Raw genomic sequence first — 17,354 nt, 5'->3', positions numbered from 1 at the left:
CTAAGTAGACATACTTAATTGATACTTACATGGCGTTTTGAAGGCTTATACTAATTATTTACCCAATATATTTGCAGTGGAATCGCTGGTATAAATTAATAACACCTAATTATGATAGAAAGAAAATTTCTAAGGGTTCTTAATTTATAAGTTGAAATAAATACTGGATATCCGCAAGAAACTTTTAATTGGATTTTTTGGATGGATAATAATGGAGGTGTAAATTCTTATACTATATGTTTCACCAGATTTTTCCTTACCTATCTTCAATTTTCAAGTGACGGATGATGAATCCTGATTTACCTCATATAATAAATAGTTATTTAGTATAAAAAAATGAAAAAAAATTATGTTTCACTTTGCTTGTTTTGTATAACGGGCTTATCCGGTCAGATGGGTATTAACACATCTAATCCACAGGCAAGTTTGGACATTGTTGCACAAAGTAATGGCACAGCAAAAGGCTTGCTGGTACCAAGGCTCACCTCTGCTGAAATTTTTGCAATGACAAATCAGAATAAGCTTGGCAGTGAACAACATTCCTTAATTGTATTTGCAACAGATACACCTTCTAACTCAGATTTTGTTATCAGTAAGATTACACAGCCCGGATTCTACCGCTATACTTATGGTGGATCTGGTCCATTTCAGCAATATTGGAGAAGAATGGAGCCAACAGCATTTGAAAGAATTGTTCAGGCTGGAAAATCAGGGATAAGATTTATTGACGCAGACATTCAAAAATATGGAGCGATTGGGAATAATGCAGTTGATATATCTTATAGTGATCAACTTTATGCGTCTAATGGAGCTACAGGTGATTATTCTTTTGCTGCAGGTTTTAATACCATTTCACGAGGAAATACTACCACAGCATTAGGTACTAGTACTGAAGCTGCGGGAAACTCAACTTTTGCTGGAGGAAAGAAAACCAGATCAGTTGGAGTAAACTCTTTTGCATTTGGGGAAGAATCACAGGCAACTCAAACTAATTCTTTAGCTTTTGGAAAGCTTAATTATGCACAGGCAGATAATTCCAGTATATTAGGTGGCACAAACAATAAGATTAATATTGCGGCTAATTCATCAATTTTGGCTGGAATTAGTAATGAGATAACTTATAGTGGTACTCCAAACTTAAATCCCACAACTTATAGTGGGGTAGGTAATACCATACTAGGTGGGGCTGTTAATAAGATAGCAGGTAGTGACTTTTCTTCTCATAATTCAATATTAGGAGGTCATAATAACTTAATAACTGAAGGACGGGCTAATACAATTTCTGGAGGGGCTGCTAATAAAATCAAACCGGATGTGGCACCATACGATGAAATCTGGATTGGACATAACAGCATTGCTGGAGGCTCAGGTAATGAAATTAATGCTTATAATTCATTTATTGGAGGTGGTGATAGAAATTTTATAAAATTGGCTGGTTCTCCTACTACTTATCCACAAGGAGCAGGAAATGGGGTGATCGCAGGGGGACAGTTCAACAAAATTATCAACGCGCATTATGGTTCTGTAATAGGGGGAGAGGAAATGCATCAACTGGAAGTTATTCAGTTGTAGGGGGAATAGGTAATGCAGCTCAGTCAGTAGGTGAAGTTTCTTTTGGCCTTTTCGGAACTCTTTATACCCCTCAATATCCTGATGCTTATACATTTTTCGGTACATCATCTATTAACAATCCGGTTAATTCTAAAGATCGTTTATTTAATCTTGGAAATGGAAGAGCATCTCAAAATTATAATTATGACAAAATCTTTAATAATAGTAGTTTTGATGTTACCAGAAGTGATGCTTTTACAATACTAAAAAACGGACAGGTGGGTATTGATATAGACAACTTTGAGACCAATACCACTAGTGCAAAACTTCAGGTCAATGGTGGTATAAAGATCAGTGCACCCTCCTCCACATTATCGGGTAATATATGTGATAATAATAACAGAGGCCAGGTTATTTTTGTTGAGGATAATTTTTACGGATGCAAATCAACGGGCTGGGTTTTGTTAAATAATTAATTCTGTATGAATTTTAAAGATATACACATTGGGTCTCTAATAAAGACCCGTGTTTTGGAATGCAATATAGAAATATCACGTATAATAAATTTCTTAGATGTAAAACCAGAAGATATTGAACGGATGTACACTGAAAAAAGTCTCGACACAGAAGTTCTGATACGATGGTGTAAACTGCTGGAATATGATTTTTTCAGGATCTATTCACATCATGTTATTTTATTTTCTCCGCCATCTTCAATATCATTGAATAAATCTGGTGATGGAGCTTTACTTCCTCGATTCAGAAAGAATATTTACAGTAAAGAAATCATAGCATTTATATTGGAAATGATCATCAACGGTGAAAAAACTAAAAAACAGGTACTTGACGATTATGGCATCCCTAAAACGACACTTTATAAATGGATAGAAAAATATTCGAACAAAAAGTTATAAAATGAATCTTATGAAGAGTCCTGATTATCAAAAGATTTACTTTGATTATATTCAAACTAAGAGTCCAGAGAAAATGAAGCAATGCGAATTTTTTTTCCAAAAGAAAAAAGTAACTTCTTTAGATGTAATTAGAATCAACACGATTATTTTTGGTTATGAAAAAGACAGCCTGAAGAACCGTTCATTTAGTACCACAGATATAACATATATCTTAACATATCAAAAGAAGAGGAAACTTAATAATACGCAGCTGGCGGCTCACTTTAAATTAAGTAGAAATACTGTGGCTAGGTGGAAAAAAATATTTAGAGTGAGATAACGCTATTCAGATATAAACGATACATTAACTTATATGTTCAGTGTATGTAATCTTCTTTACCACTTACTAAAATATAAATCATTAATTAAAAACTTTTATGAAATTATTAAAAATCTTAAGTTTATCACTTATCTATTTATTGACCTCTTGTACCTCAGATGATTTGGTTCAGCAGGAGAAGAATATTGAAACTAAAATGGATCCGTCGTTTTCCAGGATGAATATCAACTCTGATTTTGTCACCAACGAAAAAAACCTGAACATTATTTATTTCGTACCCAATGATAACCCTGAAGTTGAAGGATATCAGGAAAGACTGTCTGAGCTGCTTATTTATTTTCAAACCTGGATAAAGAATGAAATGAATAGAAATGGGTACGGAGATAAAACCTTTGGTTTACCATTAAATGCTCTTACTGGAAAGGTAAATATCATTACCATTAAAGGTAATGAAGGACAGGCAGCTTACGATTATGGTAGCAGCAGCAAAATCCTCGCGGAAATTAATCAATACAAAACACAGCATTCATCAGAATTTTCAAGTAATTATCATAATTTGATAATTCTGCCACAGAGAAAAGATGGAGGACGTCAGCCATTTTATGGGTTTACCGATGGTGCTTTAAAGGGGATTTGTTTTGCTGTAGATAATCCTAATATTAAAGTTTCCGAAATAGCTACTACAACTTCTAGTTATATTGGAGGAATGCTTCATGAATTGGGACATGGTCTTGGATTACCGCATAATTCAGAAAAAGTATCTGAAAAAAATGTTTTAGGAACTGCTCTGATGGGAGGGGGAAATGGTACGTTTGGAAGAAAACCAACTTTTTAACTACAAGGTAGCGCTGCTATTCTGGATAAGAATGAAATATTTCAACCTCAGGTTATTCCCGGAATTTCTTATTATGATAAAGGTTCTTATACTATTAATGCTAAGCTTTCCTATGATCCAATACTGAAAAAAATAATTGTTAACGGAAATTTTACAAGCTCTATCCCAGTTTCCAAGGCACTTTTATGGCTTGATCCAAACACTGAAAATGCAGTTGGTGTTAATAAAGATTACAATTCTATTGTATGGCCTGTAAATGTTAATGGCAATACCATCTATGGAGAAATTCCGGTAGATGAACTTTTTGTAAAAGGAAGCACAATGTATGAGTATAAAATTCGATTATTACAGAATAATGGAGTTCTTTTAGAATCTATACTGTATTTTAACTTTCTTAACAATCAGGTCATTGATCCGGCAAAGTCAGTTCTTTTCTTTCAGAGTTGTAATTATAATGGTTCAGGATATTGGAAATCATTGGCTGAAGGAGCGTACACCACACAAGATTTAATAAACGCGGGAATAAAAGATAATGATATATCAAGTATAAGACCTGCGAGTGGATATAAGGTAAGCCTTTATGATGGTAACAATTTTTCTGGTGAATTATTTACGGTTACAAATAATACAAGCTGCCAGTTTAATGATAGAACTTCTTCTCTAAAAATAGAAAAGATTATCAATTAATTGATAAAAATTCCAATAGCCAAGAATTAATCTAACCGTTAGGAGTTAAGGATATGATGGTTCTAATTCAAGTACGCCTAACTTGTTTTTGATGATCTTTTGTTGTCATAATACTTAATCTATTTTAAAGTTATTCAATTTGATCGTAACTGTCAGATTAAGTATTGACTAATTCAGATTAGGTAGCTGATTTTTAAATAAAAAGAGAGAAAATTTTCTCTCTTTTTATTTAACCAAAAATATTTTCTTCCATTTAGCCACAGTATTTCTACTTAATTTAAAGTGAGTTGCCAGCTGTTTGTTATTGAGATGCTGTTTCTTTTGATAATCCAAAATTTTAAAAATTGTTTTTTTATCATAAGCTTTATGTCTTTGTCTGTCAATAATATCATCTTTGTTGTTTCCAAAGATAATCTTGTTAAGGTCAATGATATCGAGAGCAGAAATTTCAGTCTTGCTCAAAATACTCATGCAGTAAGATTTTTTTTCTGGTTTCTTACTATCCAGAAAATCTATATATATTTGTTTGTAATTAGGTGTCATTGTGTTTATATTTATCGAGCCATTTATACAGGGTTGTCTTCGGAATTCTATACTCTTCAATGATTTGTTTTCGGTCCTTTTTACCTGACTGTATTAGTTCAATAATGAAGTCAATAATTTCCCGGGTGTAAATATTTTTACGAAAAACAGGTAAATTTGTTGCTTTTTTATGATAATGAATATTGTTAGATGATTTTGGAGAATATAGAATAAGATGTTGCGAATATATTCTGAAAAAATCATATTCTAATAATTTACACCATCGTAATAATATTTTTGAGTCTAAACTTTCAGACTCATACATATCCAGTACATCAGATTCTTTACAGTTTAAAAAATTGCAAATACGGGACATTTCCATTTCTTTTCCGAGTTCCATAACCCTTTGCTTAACTAAAGAACCAATATGAATTTTTTTAAATGTATGATTTGACATTTATAGTAGTGACATTTTTAAAAGGAAAGCTGAATAAGTAAATATAGCCAGCTTTCCTTTTTAGGTTCTAATTAGGATTTCCAAAAGCTCCACTCGGTGCCATTAAAGACTAGTAACAGCTTTCTTATTTTATCATAAACTATCATTCCCGGTGCAGGATTAATGATCGTTATATGAGGATCTGTAATACGTGGCAATAGCATTGCCTTGTTAACATCCTCTAAAACCAGGATTCCCGGGGTGGAAGATGGAGTTCCAATAGAAACTTTGGCATTTGTGTTTTCAGTTTTATTGGTTTGAATACTTGTATCTATACTATTCACAGTACTAGCACCGTAGGATAAATCAAACCATGAGTTCGCCTGTTTAATTTTTACTTTTTTTTCAATGGGATCAAATATCAATGTTCCATTAACAGAATTTAAATCAGCATTAGCACTGGTTACATAAGGTAATACAATACCTCTGTTTATATTGCCTGAACTTGGTGAGGGAACATCTCCAAACTCTAAAGAAACAGATGGATTTGTTACGGCTGCTTTTCCTTTTCCTATAATAACTTGAGAATTGATAATAGAAGGAATAATAGATAGGATCGCTGTCAGAATTATATTTTTCATTGTATTTTTTTTGTTTTATTTGTTAGTCAGGGCAGCCTGGTTTATTAAAGCATTTCCATTTACTATTGGCTGCATTATTAGGATCCTCAACGTAAATTTTAAGGCAGTTTTCATCTGTATCATATATCATCATTCCTTCTACAGCATTGCCTGCAGCTGTAATAGCATTAATCTGTAATGTGTTGAGCCTGTTGATAACAAATCCCTTTGTTTTAGATTCTAATACAATGAAACCGCTTTGTCTTATCATTGGCCAGTTATCCTGGTTTGTTCCTGCTCTTCCCAGAGAAGTAATACCAAAACTCGTAGGGATGGAAGTTCCGTTGGTTACAGCGGGCTTATAACAGGCTGAATTAAGAATAATTGTTACTGTAGTTTTTGCTGTATTATTACATAAGCCGTTTACTGTATAATCAAATGTATAAGTTCCTTCTGTAGCATATTGAGCATACCATTTGTTTTCAATAAGATAACCGGTATTGTTGTTGTCGGTCCAGATACCGTTTGTATTATAAGGAGCATTGAGATAAGAGAAAAGGTCAACGGGTCCTGTAAGGTTATTGATACTAAGAGTTACAGTTTGGCCTGTTCCTGCATTTGGGGAGTTGATACTCATAGAATTAAGATCTAAAAATACAGAAGTATCGATACAAGAACCAGGATAGCTAATCTTTGCCTCATATAATGCAGTATCTGTTGCAGAATTAAAAGGATTAAAAGGATACTGAACTCCAGTAACTCCTGTATTAGTTCCATTTTTATACCATTGTACTGTAGCAAAAGACATACCTTCTAAAATCAGATTGCCTGGCTGTCCTTGGCACAGCTTACCTGATTTAATTTTAGGGAGTTTATTTTCTGATATCAGGACATTAACATTAATTGTATTACCACAGTTATCAATTACCTGAGCCTTATATTTCCCTGCACTTAAATTTGTAAAAACTGGATTGGTGTTGTTGTCTATATTTATAGGAATACCGTCTTTTTCAATAAGTTTATATTTTAGTGGTGTGATTCCCTGCGCATATAGTACAAGATTGTAAGTACCGTCTGGGCAAGTGAATACATAATAATCACTTAAGGTTAACCCACCTGGAATAGCTGTAAAAGTATCCAGTGTTTCTGTACATATTTTTGTAGATGCTTTACCTGTTTCATAGGTATAATATTGCAACAGGGTTCTAAAGTCTCCTCCAGATTGAATATTGGAAAATGTTGTTGAAATATTTCCGGATATATTAGCTGTAGCTGTCTGAACAGTTTGCCACGTATTATTGGTACTGTTTAGCTTTTGCAGTGTAATGGAAGCACTATTTGTATTATTACTACTCAACGACACATTGTAATTGAAAGAAGAACAGCTGTTCTGAGTAGAATGACTAAAGCTGTAAGCAGCTCCTGAAATTACAAAACTACCTGTTATGTTTAATCCACAAGTTGTAGGGATTTCAACATTATAGGTTCCCGGAGGTAAGTTTCCAAGATAAATTTGATTGTTAGGGGCAACAACTTCAGAACCAAAAGATTTCGGATATGTTGAAGAAAAAGCAACAGGCCCACTAATAATTTTTATTCCTGTTGGCGTTGCACTTGGAGTATTACTTGTTGAATTTGCAGCATCTACAGGAAATAAAGTAACAGATCCTGTAGTACTTCCGCAACCTGGCGCATAATACCTGTTCATAACAAGACCAGTTACAATATTTACTGTTTTTTCAACTGCATTTCCGCAAGAATCTTTAAGCCTTATTGTATAATTTCCGGAAGGCACCGGATTGGTATTGCTACCTATGTTGATTGTTATTGGTGATGTTCCTGAAATAGATGCTATATATGAGCCATTGCTAAAGTTGGTATTGTAATTCCATGGCTGGAATCCTGCAGGATAGGAAATAAATTCTAGGCTGTAATTAGGAGTAGCATACATAATGTTGTTGATCGTGATAAATCCGTTTCCACAGGAAGCCGCTGATTTCTTTACATCCATTGAAATCAATGGGTTATTATATGTTGATTGGTAGTTTTTTGTAATTCCGCAGGCATCTGTTAATGTCTTTTTTACGGTAAATGACTTACCATAGATATAAGGGATATCTTGTACTATCTTACCATTGTCAGCAGAACTGTTTAGTATATAATTTCTGATATAAGTAATTCCTGTAGGAGAACCGTCCTGAATATTGATTTCATAAGTAATGTTTATAGGATATTTATAATTGGGAACCGTTATTATAGAACCCAACCTTCTCATGTCAATTTTATGAAGAATATGGCTGCAGTCATACAGATAATTAAAGCCGGTCAGATCCTGACTGCTAAAATTGAAGTATAAGTCTGTGTTTGTATCAGTTATAGTAGCTCCGACTACTTTAGTATTACCGCATTGATCAGTTACCGCTACATTATAATTGCCTGCAGCCAGACCTGTAAAAGAATTTGAACTTTGAGCAGGTACGACTACCGCACCATTAGTGGGGTTTCTCAATTCGTATGTGGAAGGTTGTCCCTGTGTTACATTGACGGTTATGTTTCCTGAGCAGGTATAGGAAACAATATTGTTGAATTGTAAGGCTGTATAGTTATTCGTGATAGTAAAAGAGACATTTTTAGTGGTAAGATTACCGGCTACATTTTCTCTGATTCTAATCGTATAGCTTCCAGCGGGTAAATTGGTCTGTGTAAGCGTAAACGTTGTCTGATTTGTAATACCCAGAGATCCGGTTCTGTCATTAAATGTTCCGGAACCGGACAATCTTTGGAGCAGATAGTCAAAAGTAGAGCCTATCGTAGCACTGGCAATACCAATACCTACTTTTCCATCGCCATTACAATATTCAGGAGTAATAGAGGGAGTGTTTGTTGTAAACTGACCAAAGATACAGGAGGGCAGTATACAAAATAGAGTAAAAATTAGTATTTTCTTCATTTGCTTATGGTTTTAAAGGTTATTTTTAATCGGAGTGTAAAAAGGCAGATCCGTTTAAATAAATTGGTTTTGCAAATTTAGAAAGCCTACTAATTCATTTTTAAAATAGGTTTTTGAATTTGAATAATTCAAAAAAAAAATAGATATAAAGTGTTGTTAATTAATGTTTTGTAAAACGTTTTTGTCAAGGGTTTTTATATAATCCGAGGGAGGCAAACCGATTGTTTTTTTAAAAACAATGCTAAAAGCAGAGTGTGAAGTAAAGCCTGATTCGTCAGCTAAAGTACTTATTTTATAATTTCTGTATTTGGGATTTTGATTCAACTTTTTAATAATATAACCAACCCTGAGCTCATTGATATAAGTACTGAAGTTTTTATTAAAATCTTTATTTATTAATTCTGAAAGATAAGTATTATTGGTATTTAGTGAATATGATAACGCGGATAATGACATATTTTTATCCAGATAACGTTCTTCTTTCTCAAATTCTTTTAATTTTTGTAAAATTGCTTTTTTTTTCATGTTTTGACCTTGAATATTTTAGCTCTTATTGTTTTGCTAATAATTTTTAGAGGAGAAAAGGGAGCATAATAGGCCCGGAAACAATAAGGAAAGGACTATGCAAATTTAAAGGTCTTTAAAACTTGTAAAAAAAATAGGCTTTTGAAATTGATGAATTAAAAAGTATTAGAAATTTAAAATTTTGTAAATCAGGCTACTGCATTATTGTATGTTTTTAATATAAAATGATGGAGAAGTACCTGTAACTTTTTTAAATACTATTGTAAAAGCAGAATGGGAGATGAATCCGCTTTCTTCTGCTAATGTACTTATTTTATAATTTCTATACTTAGAATTGTTGTTTAATTTATCTATAATGTAAAATATTCTTAATTCATTAATATAGGTATTGAAGTTCTTGCCATGGTGTTTATTTATAACTTCTGATAAATAAGAATTGTTAGTACTAAGTGTTGCTGACAGAACTGATAAAGAAATATTTGGATCAAGATATCCTTTTTCTTTTTCGAACCGCTGCAGGGCTTTCAGTATTTCATTTTCTTTACTTTCAGTAATACCACCTTCATATTTTTGTTTTGTAATTGAACTTTGTTCCTTAAGAATTCCTTCTTTCACAATAGTTCTTTCCAGAGTTTTCTCTCTTTCTTTATATATCAATACAAAATGATCAAAAGCTTGCTTTTCTTTAATTCGCTTATTACGTTGGAATAGATAGATTAATAAAGAAATGATAATACAGACTGATGTAATAATCATTATAATTATTGTTGAACTTTTTCTTTCATTTTCTTTAATCTGTGTAGATTTTGTATTAACGATTTGGTTTATGGATTCATCTATGCTGGCTTTTTTTAATTTATCGGTTTCTGTTTTTCCATTATCGTACAATTCTTTATACTTTTTAGCATTTACTGCATCATTAAGACCAAGATATGCATTAGATAATACTTCATATATATTCTTTTTTACTTCTACCGAGTTTTTCGTAAAAGGCATTTGAGACATTGAGTCACATAGATGTATGGCTTCTGTGTACTTTCCCATTTTATTATATAGAATTGCTTTCTGACCTAATCCTTCAATTATATTAACATCAGATTTTAGTTTTTTTGCCAGATAAATCATTCTATTGTAATGTTTCTCTGATAGTTCAAATTGTGAGAGGTCTTTATAGTTATTGGCTAATCCCATATTGATAATCATCACAGGAAATTGCTGAATACTGTCAGGCTTTAGTTTAGAGGTCATATTAAGCGCCTTTTTATAAAAAGATATAGAGGCATTATAATTTTTTTGCTCATATTTTATATCTGCTATTGCGTTCATAGCAGTAACTAATAAGATGTCTTTTTGGGATTTATTTTGGATCCTCTTTGCTGTAGTAAGTACAAGATGATACTGCTCACTTGCTTGTTCGTGCAATCCCAGAATACTGTATCTTTCTCCAATAGCTCCCTGGCAGCTAGCTATTCTGAAGAAGTCGTTATTCATCTCATATAGTTTTTGAGCTTTTCTTTTATATATAATGCTATTTTTCAGGTCGTCTATATCGGTATAGATATTGGCTTTGTAATCATAAATATAAGCTTTTATATAAGAGGAACGAGTGGTATCCTCTATATTATTTGCTAACTTAAATGCTTTTTCAGGCCCTAAAGATCTTTCTTTGTTTAGAATGGGAGCAAGCTTCTTAAATAAAGCATCTTGAGAGTACGCAGATCCCCAAAAGATAAAATAAATAAAAAAAATATATAGAAATCTTTTGCTCATAAATATTGAATTTGTTTCAAATGAATAATAACTGCCTACTATTGATTTAGTTTCCAAAAATACAGAAATTATGAATTATTTTCTATCAATTCTATTCTCTAGTAGAAAAGGTAAATATATGAGCTATTTTAGAAGTGTATTTGATTTAGTTTTATAAGTTTATAATACATTAATAAAAAATGGACTGAAATATTTTGTTTTTCTTACAAATTCTTATGGTTATAGCAAAAGTGGATTTAATTATTAATCTAATTTTTGTCATTAATAGTTTTATCATTATTTTCAATTTCAAAAGTAATATAATGCATTTGCTTAAACATTTTCTATTTTTTTCTTTGGAAAGTATAACGCTAGTAAAGCCTTGTGTATATGCTAATCCCAAATGAATTGAAGATTTCTTCTTTTTAACTTTGATGTATTTGGTATTTATTAACTGTTTGCAAAAGGTGAAGTCTTCAAGGACAATGAGGTTTATTGATCTTAAAAAAATAATCAGTATGTCAAACTCAGATTATATAAAAGAACTTACTGGGTGTATTTACAAATTGCTGATTATTAATATTTTAAATTTATTTTTTTTTTGAATTATTCAAATTCAAAACCCTATTTTCAAAATAAATTACTAGTCTTACTAAATTTGCATCAACAATTTGTTTAAGCGGATCCTTCTTTTAACATTCCGATTAATATAATTTAAAAAACTATATGCAAATGAAGAGAATACTAATCTTACTCTGTTTTGTATGCTGTCCTCCCGTATCTTTGGTCAGTTTTCAACGCATACTTTAGTTTTGCCTGAATACTGTAATGGTGATAGAAAAGTAGGTATTGGGCTATTAATCTTTTGGTTAAATATAAATGAGATAAAGAAGACCACATTTCTAAAACCTATTTTAAGATACCATAATCTACGTGATACCCATAAAAGGTTTTCTAATAAATATATCCCTTCTTAGTCATCTCATAACAAAACATTATAAAAAATAAATAAAAATCACAATGAATAAAAAAAGATTTTTTGCGTAGGTTTAGTATTTTTATTTCTGCAAAGTTACAAAGCACAAATAGGTATTAATACTGAATCTCCACAAGCAACCTTGGATATAGATTTGCCATCAAATTATGCTTCTGGAACTAAAGCAGGAGTTGCAATTCCGAGATTAACAGGCGATCAAATAGAGGCCATAAGTATTTCTGGAATAAAGATTGGTACTCTTATTTATAGTACATCGGCTTCTACAGCGACTACGAAAGATATAACATCTGTTGGATATTGGTTTTGGAAAAATACTACAGATAAGTGGGAACCACTACTAATAAACGCACCACGTTTTTTTCTATTCGCCCTCAATTCCGATCAATACCAGTGTATCTGCAGGGTCTATAAACTTGTATACAAATTACAAGAACCAGTTCACCTCGCCTATGGCTAGTAGTACAGGTGCATTAGGTGCTATTCAAACATTTGCAGCAAATGAACTTGAATATTATGTTACTTGGTATGATAATACTATTTTTAATAATGTTGCGATTGACGCAAATGGGGTACTTACCTATAATATCCTAAGTACGGCAGATACTAGTAAGCCTACCTATATGAATGTTGTTTTTGTAGTAAAATAATAATCGATTAACAATTTCTTTCGTTTTAACTATAATCATCTGCCTACCATAAGTTGATTTATTTGTCAAGATTATAACTATGTTACAAAAAAAAATAATAAAAACAATCTCAATATTTTTATTCTTGCTACTGTCATTTACTAAAGTATTCGCAGCAAATTATTATTGGGTTGGCGGCTCTGGAGCCTGGAGCGATATCAATCACTGGCGCACTACATCGGGCGGAACAACCTATCCCAGTGTGGTTCCCGGACCGGGAGATAATACCTTCTTTGATGGAGGCTCCGGTTTTATAGCAAGCAGCAAGACGGTAACTTTAGATGTTACAGGAAATGTACACAATATTACCTTTTCGGGCAGTTCAGTAGCTCCTACATTTACCCAGAGTGGGTTACAAACTTTAAATATCTACGGTTCCAGTGTATGGCAGAGCGGGATGCCTGTTGTAAATATAGCTAACATCTACTACCGCCATACCGGCGAAGCTAAAACCATTACCAGCAATGGTGTTATTACGGGAAATTCGAATATCTTTTTAGAGGAAGAAAACTCCATCAGTCTTACTGATGCTTTTATTGCCAGCTATGCCATCTGGCATCAAACGGGAACGTTTAATACCAATGGTTATAGTCTTACGACAAAGCATTATTATGCAAATAACGGGACAAAACCACAAACCTTAAATCTGGGTAGTTCTAATGTTTATATGACGGATTATGCATCAACTTTCAATACCAATTCATCATATATTACCCTAAATGCAGGGACTTCCCATATTCATTTTACCGTTTTCGATAAAGCAAATAATGATAATTATTTTCATGGATTGCTAACTTACGGGGGACAGACGTTCTACAATGTAACTTTTGAGAATGCCACTTCGAATGGAGGCGGAACTTTAGGGGGAAATCACAGTGGAAAGGTTTATTTTAACAAGGTAGAGTTTAAAGGTGATGGCGCTGTATATGGAGATAACCAATTCAAAGAGCTGGTTTTCAGTGCTGGAAGAACTTATACTTTTCCTGCAGGAAATACACAAACCATTACTTCTTTGTTTTCTGCCAATACACCACAATGTGGAGGGTGGTCTACCATCAGTTCTGGAACTTCGGACACCCAAGCCAATATAGTAGCGGCGGCAGGCGTTACCATAGATGTACGGGGTGCTATAATGAAAGATTTAAATTCATCTGGAGGAGCTAATTTTGTGGCTAATAATTCGGTAAATAACGGCAACAATACGGGTTGGACGTTTCCTCCCTATACTGGGCAAAACCTGTACTGGGTTGGAGGTAGTGGTAACTGGAACGATAAATCCCACTGGTCGCAAACCACTGGCGGTACAGGAGGCTATTGTGTACCCGGACCGGGAGATAATACCTTTTTTGATGGAGGCTCCGGTTTTACGGCAAGTAGCAAAAAGGTAACGGTAGATAATATATCCTATACCCACAATATTACCTTTTCGGGCAGTTCAGTAGCTCCTACATTTACCCAGAGTGGGTTACAAACTTTAAATATCTACGGTTCCAGTGTATGGCAGAGCGTGATGCCTGTTGTAAATATAACTAACATCTACTACCGCCATACCGGCGAAGCTAAAACCATTACCAGCAATGGTGTTATTATGGGAAATTCGAATATCTTTTTAGAGGAAGAAAACTCCATCAGTCTTACTGATGCTTTTATTGCCAGCTATGCCATCTGGCATCAAACGGGAACGTTTAATACCAATGGTTATAGTCTTACGACAAAGCATTATTATGCAAATAACGGGACAAAACCACAAACCTTAAATCTGGGTAGTTCTAATGTTTATATGACGGATTATGCATCAACTTTCAATACCAATTCATCATATATTACCCTAAATGCAGGGACTTCCCATATTCATTTTACCGTTTTCGATAAAGCAAATAATGATAATTATTTTCATGGATTGCTAACTTACGAGGGACAGACGTTTTACAATGTAACTTTTGAGAATGCCACTTCGAATGGAGGCGGAACTTTAGGGGGAAATCACAGTGGAAAGGTTTATTTTAACAAGGTAGAGTTTAAAGGTGATGGCGCTGTATATGGAGATAACCAATTCAAAGAGCTGGTTTTCAGTGCTGGAAGAACTTATACTTTTCCTGCAGGAAATACACAAATCATTACTTCTTTGTTTTCTGCCAATACACCACAATGTGGAGGGTGGTCTACCATCAGTTCTGGAACTTCGGACACCCAAGCCAATATAGTAGCGGCGGCAGGCGTTACCATAGATGTACGGGGTGCTATAATGAAAGATTTAAATTCATCTGGAGGAGCTAGTTTTGTGGCTAATAATTCGGTAAATAACGGCAACAATACGGGTTGGACGTTTCCTCCCTATACTGGGCAAAACCTGTACTGGGTTGGAGGTAGTGGTAACTGGAACGATAAATCCCACTGGTCGCAAACCACTGGCGGTACAGGAGGCTATTGTGTACCCGGACCGGGAGATAATACCTTTTTTGATGGAGGCTCCGGTTTTACGGCAAGTAGCAAAAAGGTAACGGTAGATAATATATCCTATACCCACAATATTACCTTTTCGGGCAGTTCAGTAGCTCCTACATTTACCCAGAGTGGGTTACAAACTTTAAATATCTACGGTTCCAGTGTATGGCAGAGCGGGATGCCTGTTGTAAATATAACTAACATCTACTACCGCCATACCGGCGAAGCTAAAACCATTACCAGCAATGGTGTTATTATGGGAAATTCGAATATCTTTTTAGAGGAAGAAAACTCCATCAGTCTTACTGATGCTTTTATTGCCAGCTATGCCATCTGGCATCAAACGGGAACGTTTAATACCAATGGTTATAGTCTTACGACAAAGCATTATTATGCAAATAACGGGACAAAACCACAAACCTTAAATCTGGGTAGTTCTAATGTTTATATGACGGATTATGCATCAACTTTCAATACCAATTCATCATATATTACCCTAAATGCAGGGACTTCCCATATTCATTTTACCGTTTTCGATAAAGCAAATAATGATAATTATTTTCATGGATTGCTAACTTACGAGGGACAGACGTTTTACAATGTAACTTTTGAGAATGCCACTTCGAATGGAGGCGGAACTTTAGGGGGAAATCACAGTGGAAAGGTTTATTTTAACAAGGTAGAGTTTAAAGGTGATGGCGCTGTATATGGAGATAACCAATTCAAAGAGCTGGTTTTCAGTACTGGAAGAACTTATACACTACAAATGGCTAATACCCAAACAACAGAAAGCTGGATATTGGGAGGCACGCCGTGTACAGTAACTTATGTACAAAGTAGTACTTCAGGTACAAGAGCTAACATTAATGTAACCGGAGGCAATACTAATTTTAATTTTGGTAACCTAAAAGATATCAATGCTTCGGGGCAACCCCTGCATTTTGGCTCACAAAGTACTATTGCCAACCAAAATAATAACAATATTACCTATGATCCTTACGATCCGGGTGTTTTTCAAGGGTTAGGTCCGGATTGGCAATGCCATGTAATAGATAATACAGATGCTAGTACTTATACACTTTCTACATCTGCATTTTATGGAAATAGTACAACAATTTATAGTTGGTACAAACTAAATGACAGCAATTATGACTCATCTACCCCAATAAGTACAGCTTCTTCAGTAGATATCCGTCTTTTTGGTTATGGTACTTACAAAGTAGAGGTTTCTTATACCAATGGTGCAGCTATTTCTTGCACTGTGTCCGATGAGGTTAATATTATTAAAAAAACAGATCCGCCTATCGCTACCTCTAACGTTTGCAAAAAAGAGACCAATACAATAGGAGATATTTCTATCTCTGGAAACAATATAAAATGGTATCCTAATAATTTATCAACTGCTGAGTTGCCATCTAATACTACAATTTTAAATGGAGAGACGTACTTTGCAAGTCAAACTATTAATAATTGCGAAAGTAAAAGAACGGCTATTACGGTTATTATCGTTAACTGCAATAATGTTCCAAGCATGATAAACCCTTCGCTACCAATAAGAACTTACTAATAGATGATTTTAAAAATATACATATTGGACTATTAATTGGAAAAAGTTTCAGAAAGCAGGATACAAATATTATAAATCTGTAACTTTTTTGAATATGAACAATTTTAAATAGGTAATTTCTTAGGTCTCCTATAAACTTCCTAAAAATGTATCCATTTAAAAAAGAGTTGTGTTCATGTAATTAGGTTTTTGGGGTTCTCAAAGAACAAAAACATGGTGAGAGTGTCATAGAGATATGTCTTGAACATGGATATATAAGTTTAATAATTATAGATCATAACACTTATGATATTATCTTTTATACTAAGGAATAGATCAGTAGAAATACAAAAATTAAACAGTTTTAAGTAAAAGGATTTTTACTATTAAAAAGCAGCTTAATAAAAGAGTCCTTTGTTCTGTTTTCACACTGTCTTGACTTTATAATAATTAAATACGGACAATAAATTTGAATTGATGAATGAAATATTGGATAACATAGATATAAATGTAGGGGAGATAACTATTGAAGAGGCCTTAAATATTTCTAAAAACATTATTCATGTTTTTCG

General features: G+C 33.5%; 14 protein-coding genes. 8 read left to right on the top strand and 6 right to left on the bottom strand.

Features of this window, described 5'->3' with window-relative positions:
* Window positions 1-336: 336 nt before the first annotated feature.
* From H5J24_RS15965 to H5J24_RS15945, 5 genes are all read left to right on the top strand, one after another.
* The gene (locus H5J24_RS15965; RefSeq protein ID WP_232815672.1) at window positions 337-1,572 is read left to right on the top strand and encodes a hypothetical protein; all 1,236 of its coding nucleotides are present in this window, start codon (window positions 337-339) and stop codon (window positions 1,570-1,572) included.
* A 578-nt stretch (window positions 1,573-2,150) separates the two neighbouring features.
* A complete protein-coding gene (locus tag H5J24_RS15960) occupies window positions 2,151-2,465 on the top strand; it encodes a hypothetical protein (RefSeq protein WP_315093468.1) in 315 nt (104 codons plus the stop codon).
* A gap of 10 nt (window positions 2,466-2,475) precedes the next feature.
* The gene (locus H5J24_RS15955; protein WP_228407599.1) at window positions 2,476-2,784 is read left to right on the top strand and encodes a helix-turn-helix domain-containing protein; all 309 of its coding nucleotides are present in this window, start codon (window positions 2,476-2,478) and stop codon (window positions 2,782-2,784) included.
* A gap of 97 nt (window positions 2,785-2,881) precedes the next feature.
* Window positions 2,882-3,619 (top strand): zinc-dependent metalloprotease, encoded by a 738-nt coding sequence (locus H5J24_RS15950; protein ID WP_232815671.1) that lies wholly within the window; start codon window positions 2,882-2,884, stop codon window positions 3,617-3,619.
* A gap of 321 nt (window positions 3,620-3,940) precedes the next feature.
* A complete protein-coding gene (locus tag H5J24_RS15945) occupies window positions 3,941-4,306 on the top strand; it encodes a hypothetical protein (protein ID WP_232815670.1) in 366 nt (121 codons plus the stop codon).
* Window positions 4,307-4,531: 225 nt separating this feature from the next.
* Here the strand turns inward: H5J24_RS15945 and H5J24_RS15940 are convergent, their stop codons facing one another.
* The 6 genes from H5J24_RS15940 to H5J24_RS15915 form a co-directional block, all read right to left on the bottom strand.
* Complete coding sequence (locus tag H5J24_RS15940; protein ID WP_315093463.1) at window positions 4,532-4,777, bottom strand: helix-turn-helix domain-containing protein; 246 nt, start codon at window positions 4,775-4,777, stop codon at window positions 4,532-4,534.
* Between the two features lie 61 nt (window positions 4,778-4,838).
* Window positions 4,839-5,285 carry a helix-turn-helix domain-containing protein gene (locus H5J24_RS15935; RefSeq protein ID WP_068941968.1) on the bottom strand — a complete coding sequence of 149 codons (447 nt, stop codon included), beginning with the start codon at window positions 5,283-5,285 and terminating at the stop codon, window positions 4,839-4,841.
* A 71-nt stretch (window positions 5,286-5,356) separates the two neighbouring features.
* Window positions 5,357-5,905, bottom strand: coding sequence for a hypothetical protein (locus H5J24_RS15930; RefSeq protein ID WP_068941970.1), 549 nt, complete (start codon window positions 5,903-5,905; stop codon window positions 5,357-5,359).
* Between the two features lie 22 nt (window positions 5,906-5,927).
* Window positions 5,928-8,834: a hypothetical protein gene (locus H5J24_RS15925; RefSeq protein ID WP_068941971.1), complete on the bottom strand. Its 2,907-nt coding sequence runs from the start codon at window positions 8,832-8,834 to the stop codon at window positions 5,928-5,930.
* A gap of 156 nt (window positions 8,835-8,990) precedes the next feature.
* The gene (locus H5J24_RS15920) at window positions 8,991-9,359 is read right to left on the bottom strand and encodes a helix-turn-helix domain-containing protein (protein ID WP_068941972.1); all 369 of its coding nucleotides are present in this window, start codon (window positions 9,357-9,359) and stop codon (window positions 8,991-8,993) included.
* A gap of 201 nt (window positions 9,360-9,560) precedes the next feature.
* Complete coding sequence (locus H5J24_RS15915) at window positions 9,561-11,129, bottom strand: helix-turn-helix domain-containing protein (RefSeq protein ID WP_068941974.1); 1,569 nt, start codon at window positions 11,127-11,129, stop codon at window positions 9,561-9,563.
* 1,013 nt (window positions 11,130-12,142) lie between these two features.
* Here H5J24_RS15915 and H5J24_RS26380 point away from each other — a divergent pair.
* The 3 genes from H5J24_RS26380 (at window position 12,143) to H5J24_RS15905 (ending at window position 16,803) form a co-directional block, all read left to right on the top strand.
* Window positions 12,143-12,562 (top strand): hypothetical protein, encoded by a 420-nt coding sequence (locus H5J24_RS26380; protein WP_488153964.1) that lies wholly within the window; start codon window positions 12,143-12,145, stop codon window positions 12,560-12,562.
* Window positions 12,519-12,752 carry a hypothetical protein gene (locus H5J24_RS15910; RefSeq protein ID WP_232815669.1) on the top strand — a complete coding sequence of 78 codons (234 nt, stop codon included), beginning with the start codon at window positions 12,519-12,521 and terminating at the stop codon, window positions 12,750-12,752. The genes H5J24_RS26380 and H5J24_RS15910 overlap by 44 nt, the downstream gene beginning before the upstream one ends.
* Before the next feature lie 124 nt (window positions 12,753-12,876).
* Window positions 12,877-16,803 carry a hypothetical protein gene (locus H5J24_RS15905; RefSeq protein ID WP_232815668.1) on the top strand — a complete coding sequence of 1,309 codons (3,927 nt, stop codon included), beginning with the start codon at window positions 12,877-12,879 and terminating at the stop codon, window positions 16,801-16,803.
* Window positions 16,804-17,354 lie beyond the last annotated feature (551 nt).

The organism is Chryseobacterium capnotolerans, from assembly GCF_021278965.1.
In the GTDB taxonomy this organism is placed as follows: Bacteria; Bacteroidota; Bacteroidia; order Flavobacteriales; family Weeksellaceae; genus Chryseobacterium; species Chryseobacterium capnotolerans.
This window is presented reverse-complemented; position numbering and strand designations above follow the sequence as displayed.

What these genes read in the sequence shown, in the direction of transcription:
- H5J24_RS15965 (WP_232815672.1), top strand. Translation starts at nt 337, where the DNA reads ATGAAAAAAAATTATGTTTCACTTTGCTTGTTTTGTATAACGGGCTTA.
- H5J24_RS15960 (WP_315093468.1), top strand. Translation starts at nt 2,151, where the DNA reads ATGTACACTGAAAAAAGTCTCGACACAGAAGTTCTGATACGATGGTGT.
- H5J24_RS15955 (WP_228407599.1), top strand. Translation starts at nt 2,476, where the DNA reads ATGAAGAGTCCTGATTATCAAAAGATTTACTTTGATTATATTCAAACT.
- H5J24_RS15950 (WP_232815671.1), top strand. Translation starts at nt 2,882, where the DNA reads ATGAAATTATTAAAAATCTTAAGTTTATCACTTATCTATTTATTGACC.
- H5J24_RS15945 (WP_232815670.1), top strand. Translation starts at nt 3,941, where the DNA reads ATGTATGAGTATAAAATTCGATTATTACAGAATAATGGAGTTCTTTTA.
- H5J24_RS15940 (WP_315093463.1), bottom strand. Translation starts at nt 4,777, where the DNA reads ATGAGTATTTTGAGCAAGACTGAAATTTCTGCTCTCGATATCATTGAC.
- H5J24_RS15935 (WP_068941968.1), bottom strand. Translation starts at nt 5,285, where the DNA reads ATGTCAAATCATACATTTAAAAAAATTCATATTGGTTCTTTAGTTAAG.
- H5J24_RS15930 (WP_068941970.1), bottom strand. Translation starts at nt 5,905, where the DNA reads ATGAAAAATATAATTCTGACAGCGATCCTATCTATTATTCCTTCTATT.
- H5J24_RS15925 (WP_068941971.1), bottom strand. Translation starts at nt 8,834, where the DNA reads ATGAAGAAAATACTAATTTTTACTCTATTTTGTATACTGCCCTCCTGT.
- H5J24_RS15920 (WP_068941972.1), bottom strand. Translation starts at nt 9,359, where the DNA reads ATGAAAAAAAAAGCAATTTTACAAAAATTAAAAGAATTTGAGAAAGAA.
- H5J24_RS15915 (WP_068941974.1), bottom strand. Translation starts at nt 11,129, where the DNA reads ATGAGCAAAAGATTTCTATATATTTTTTTTATTTATTTTATCTTTTGG.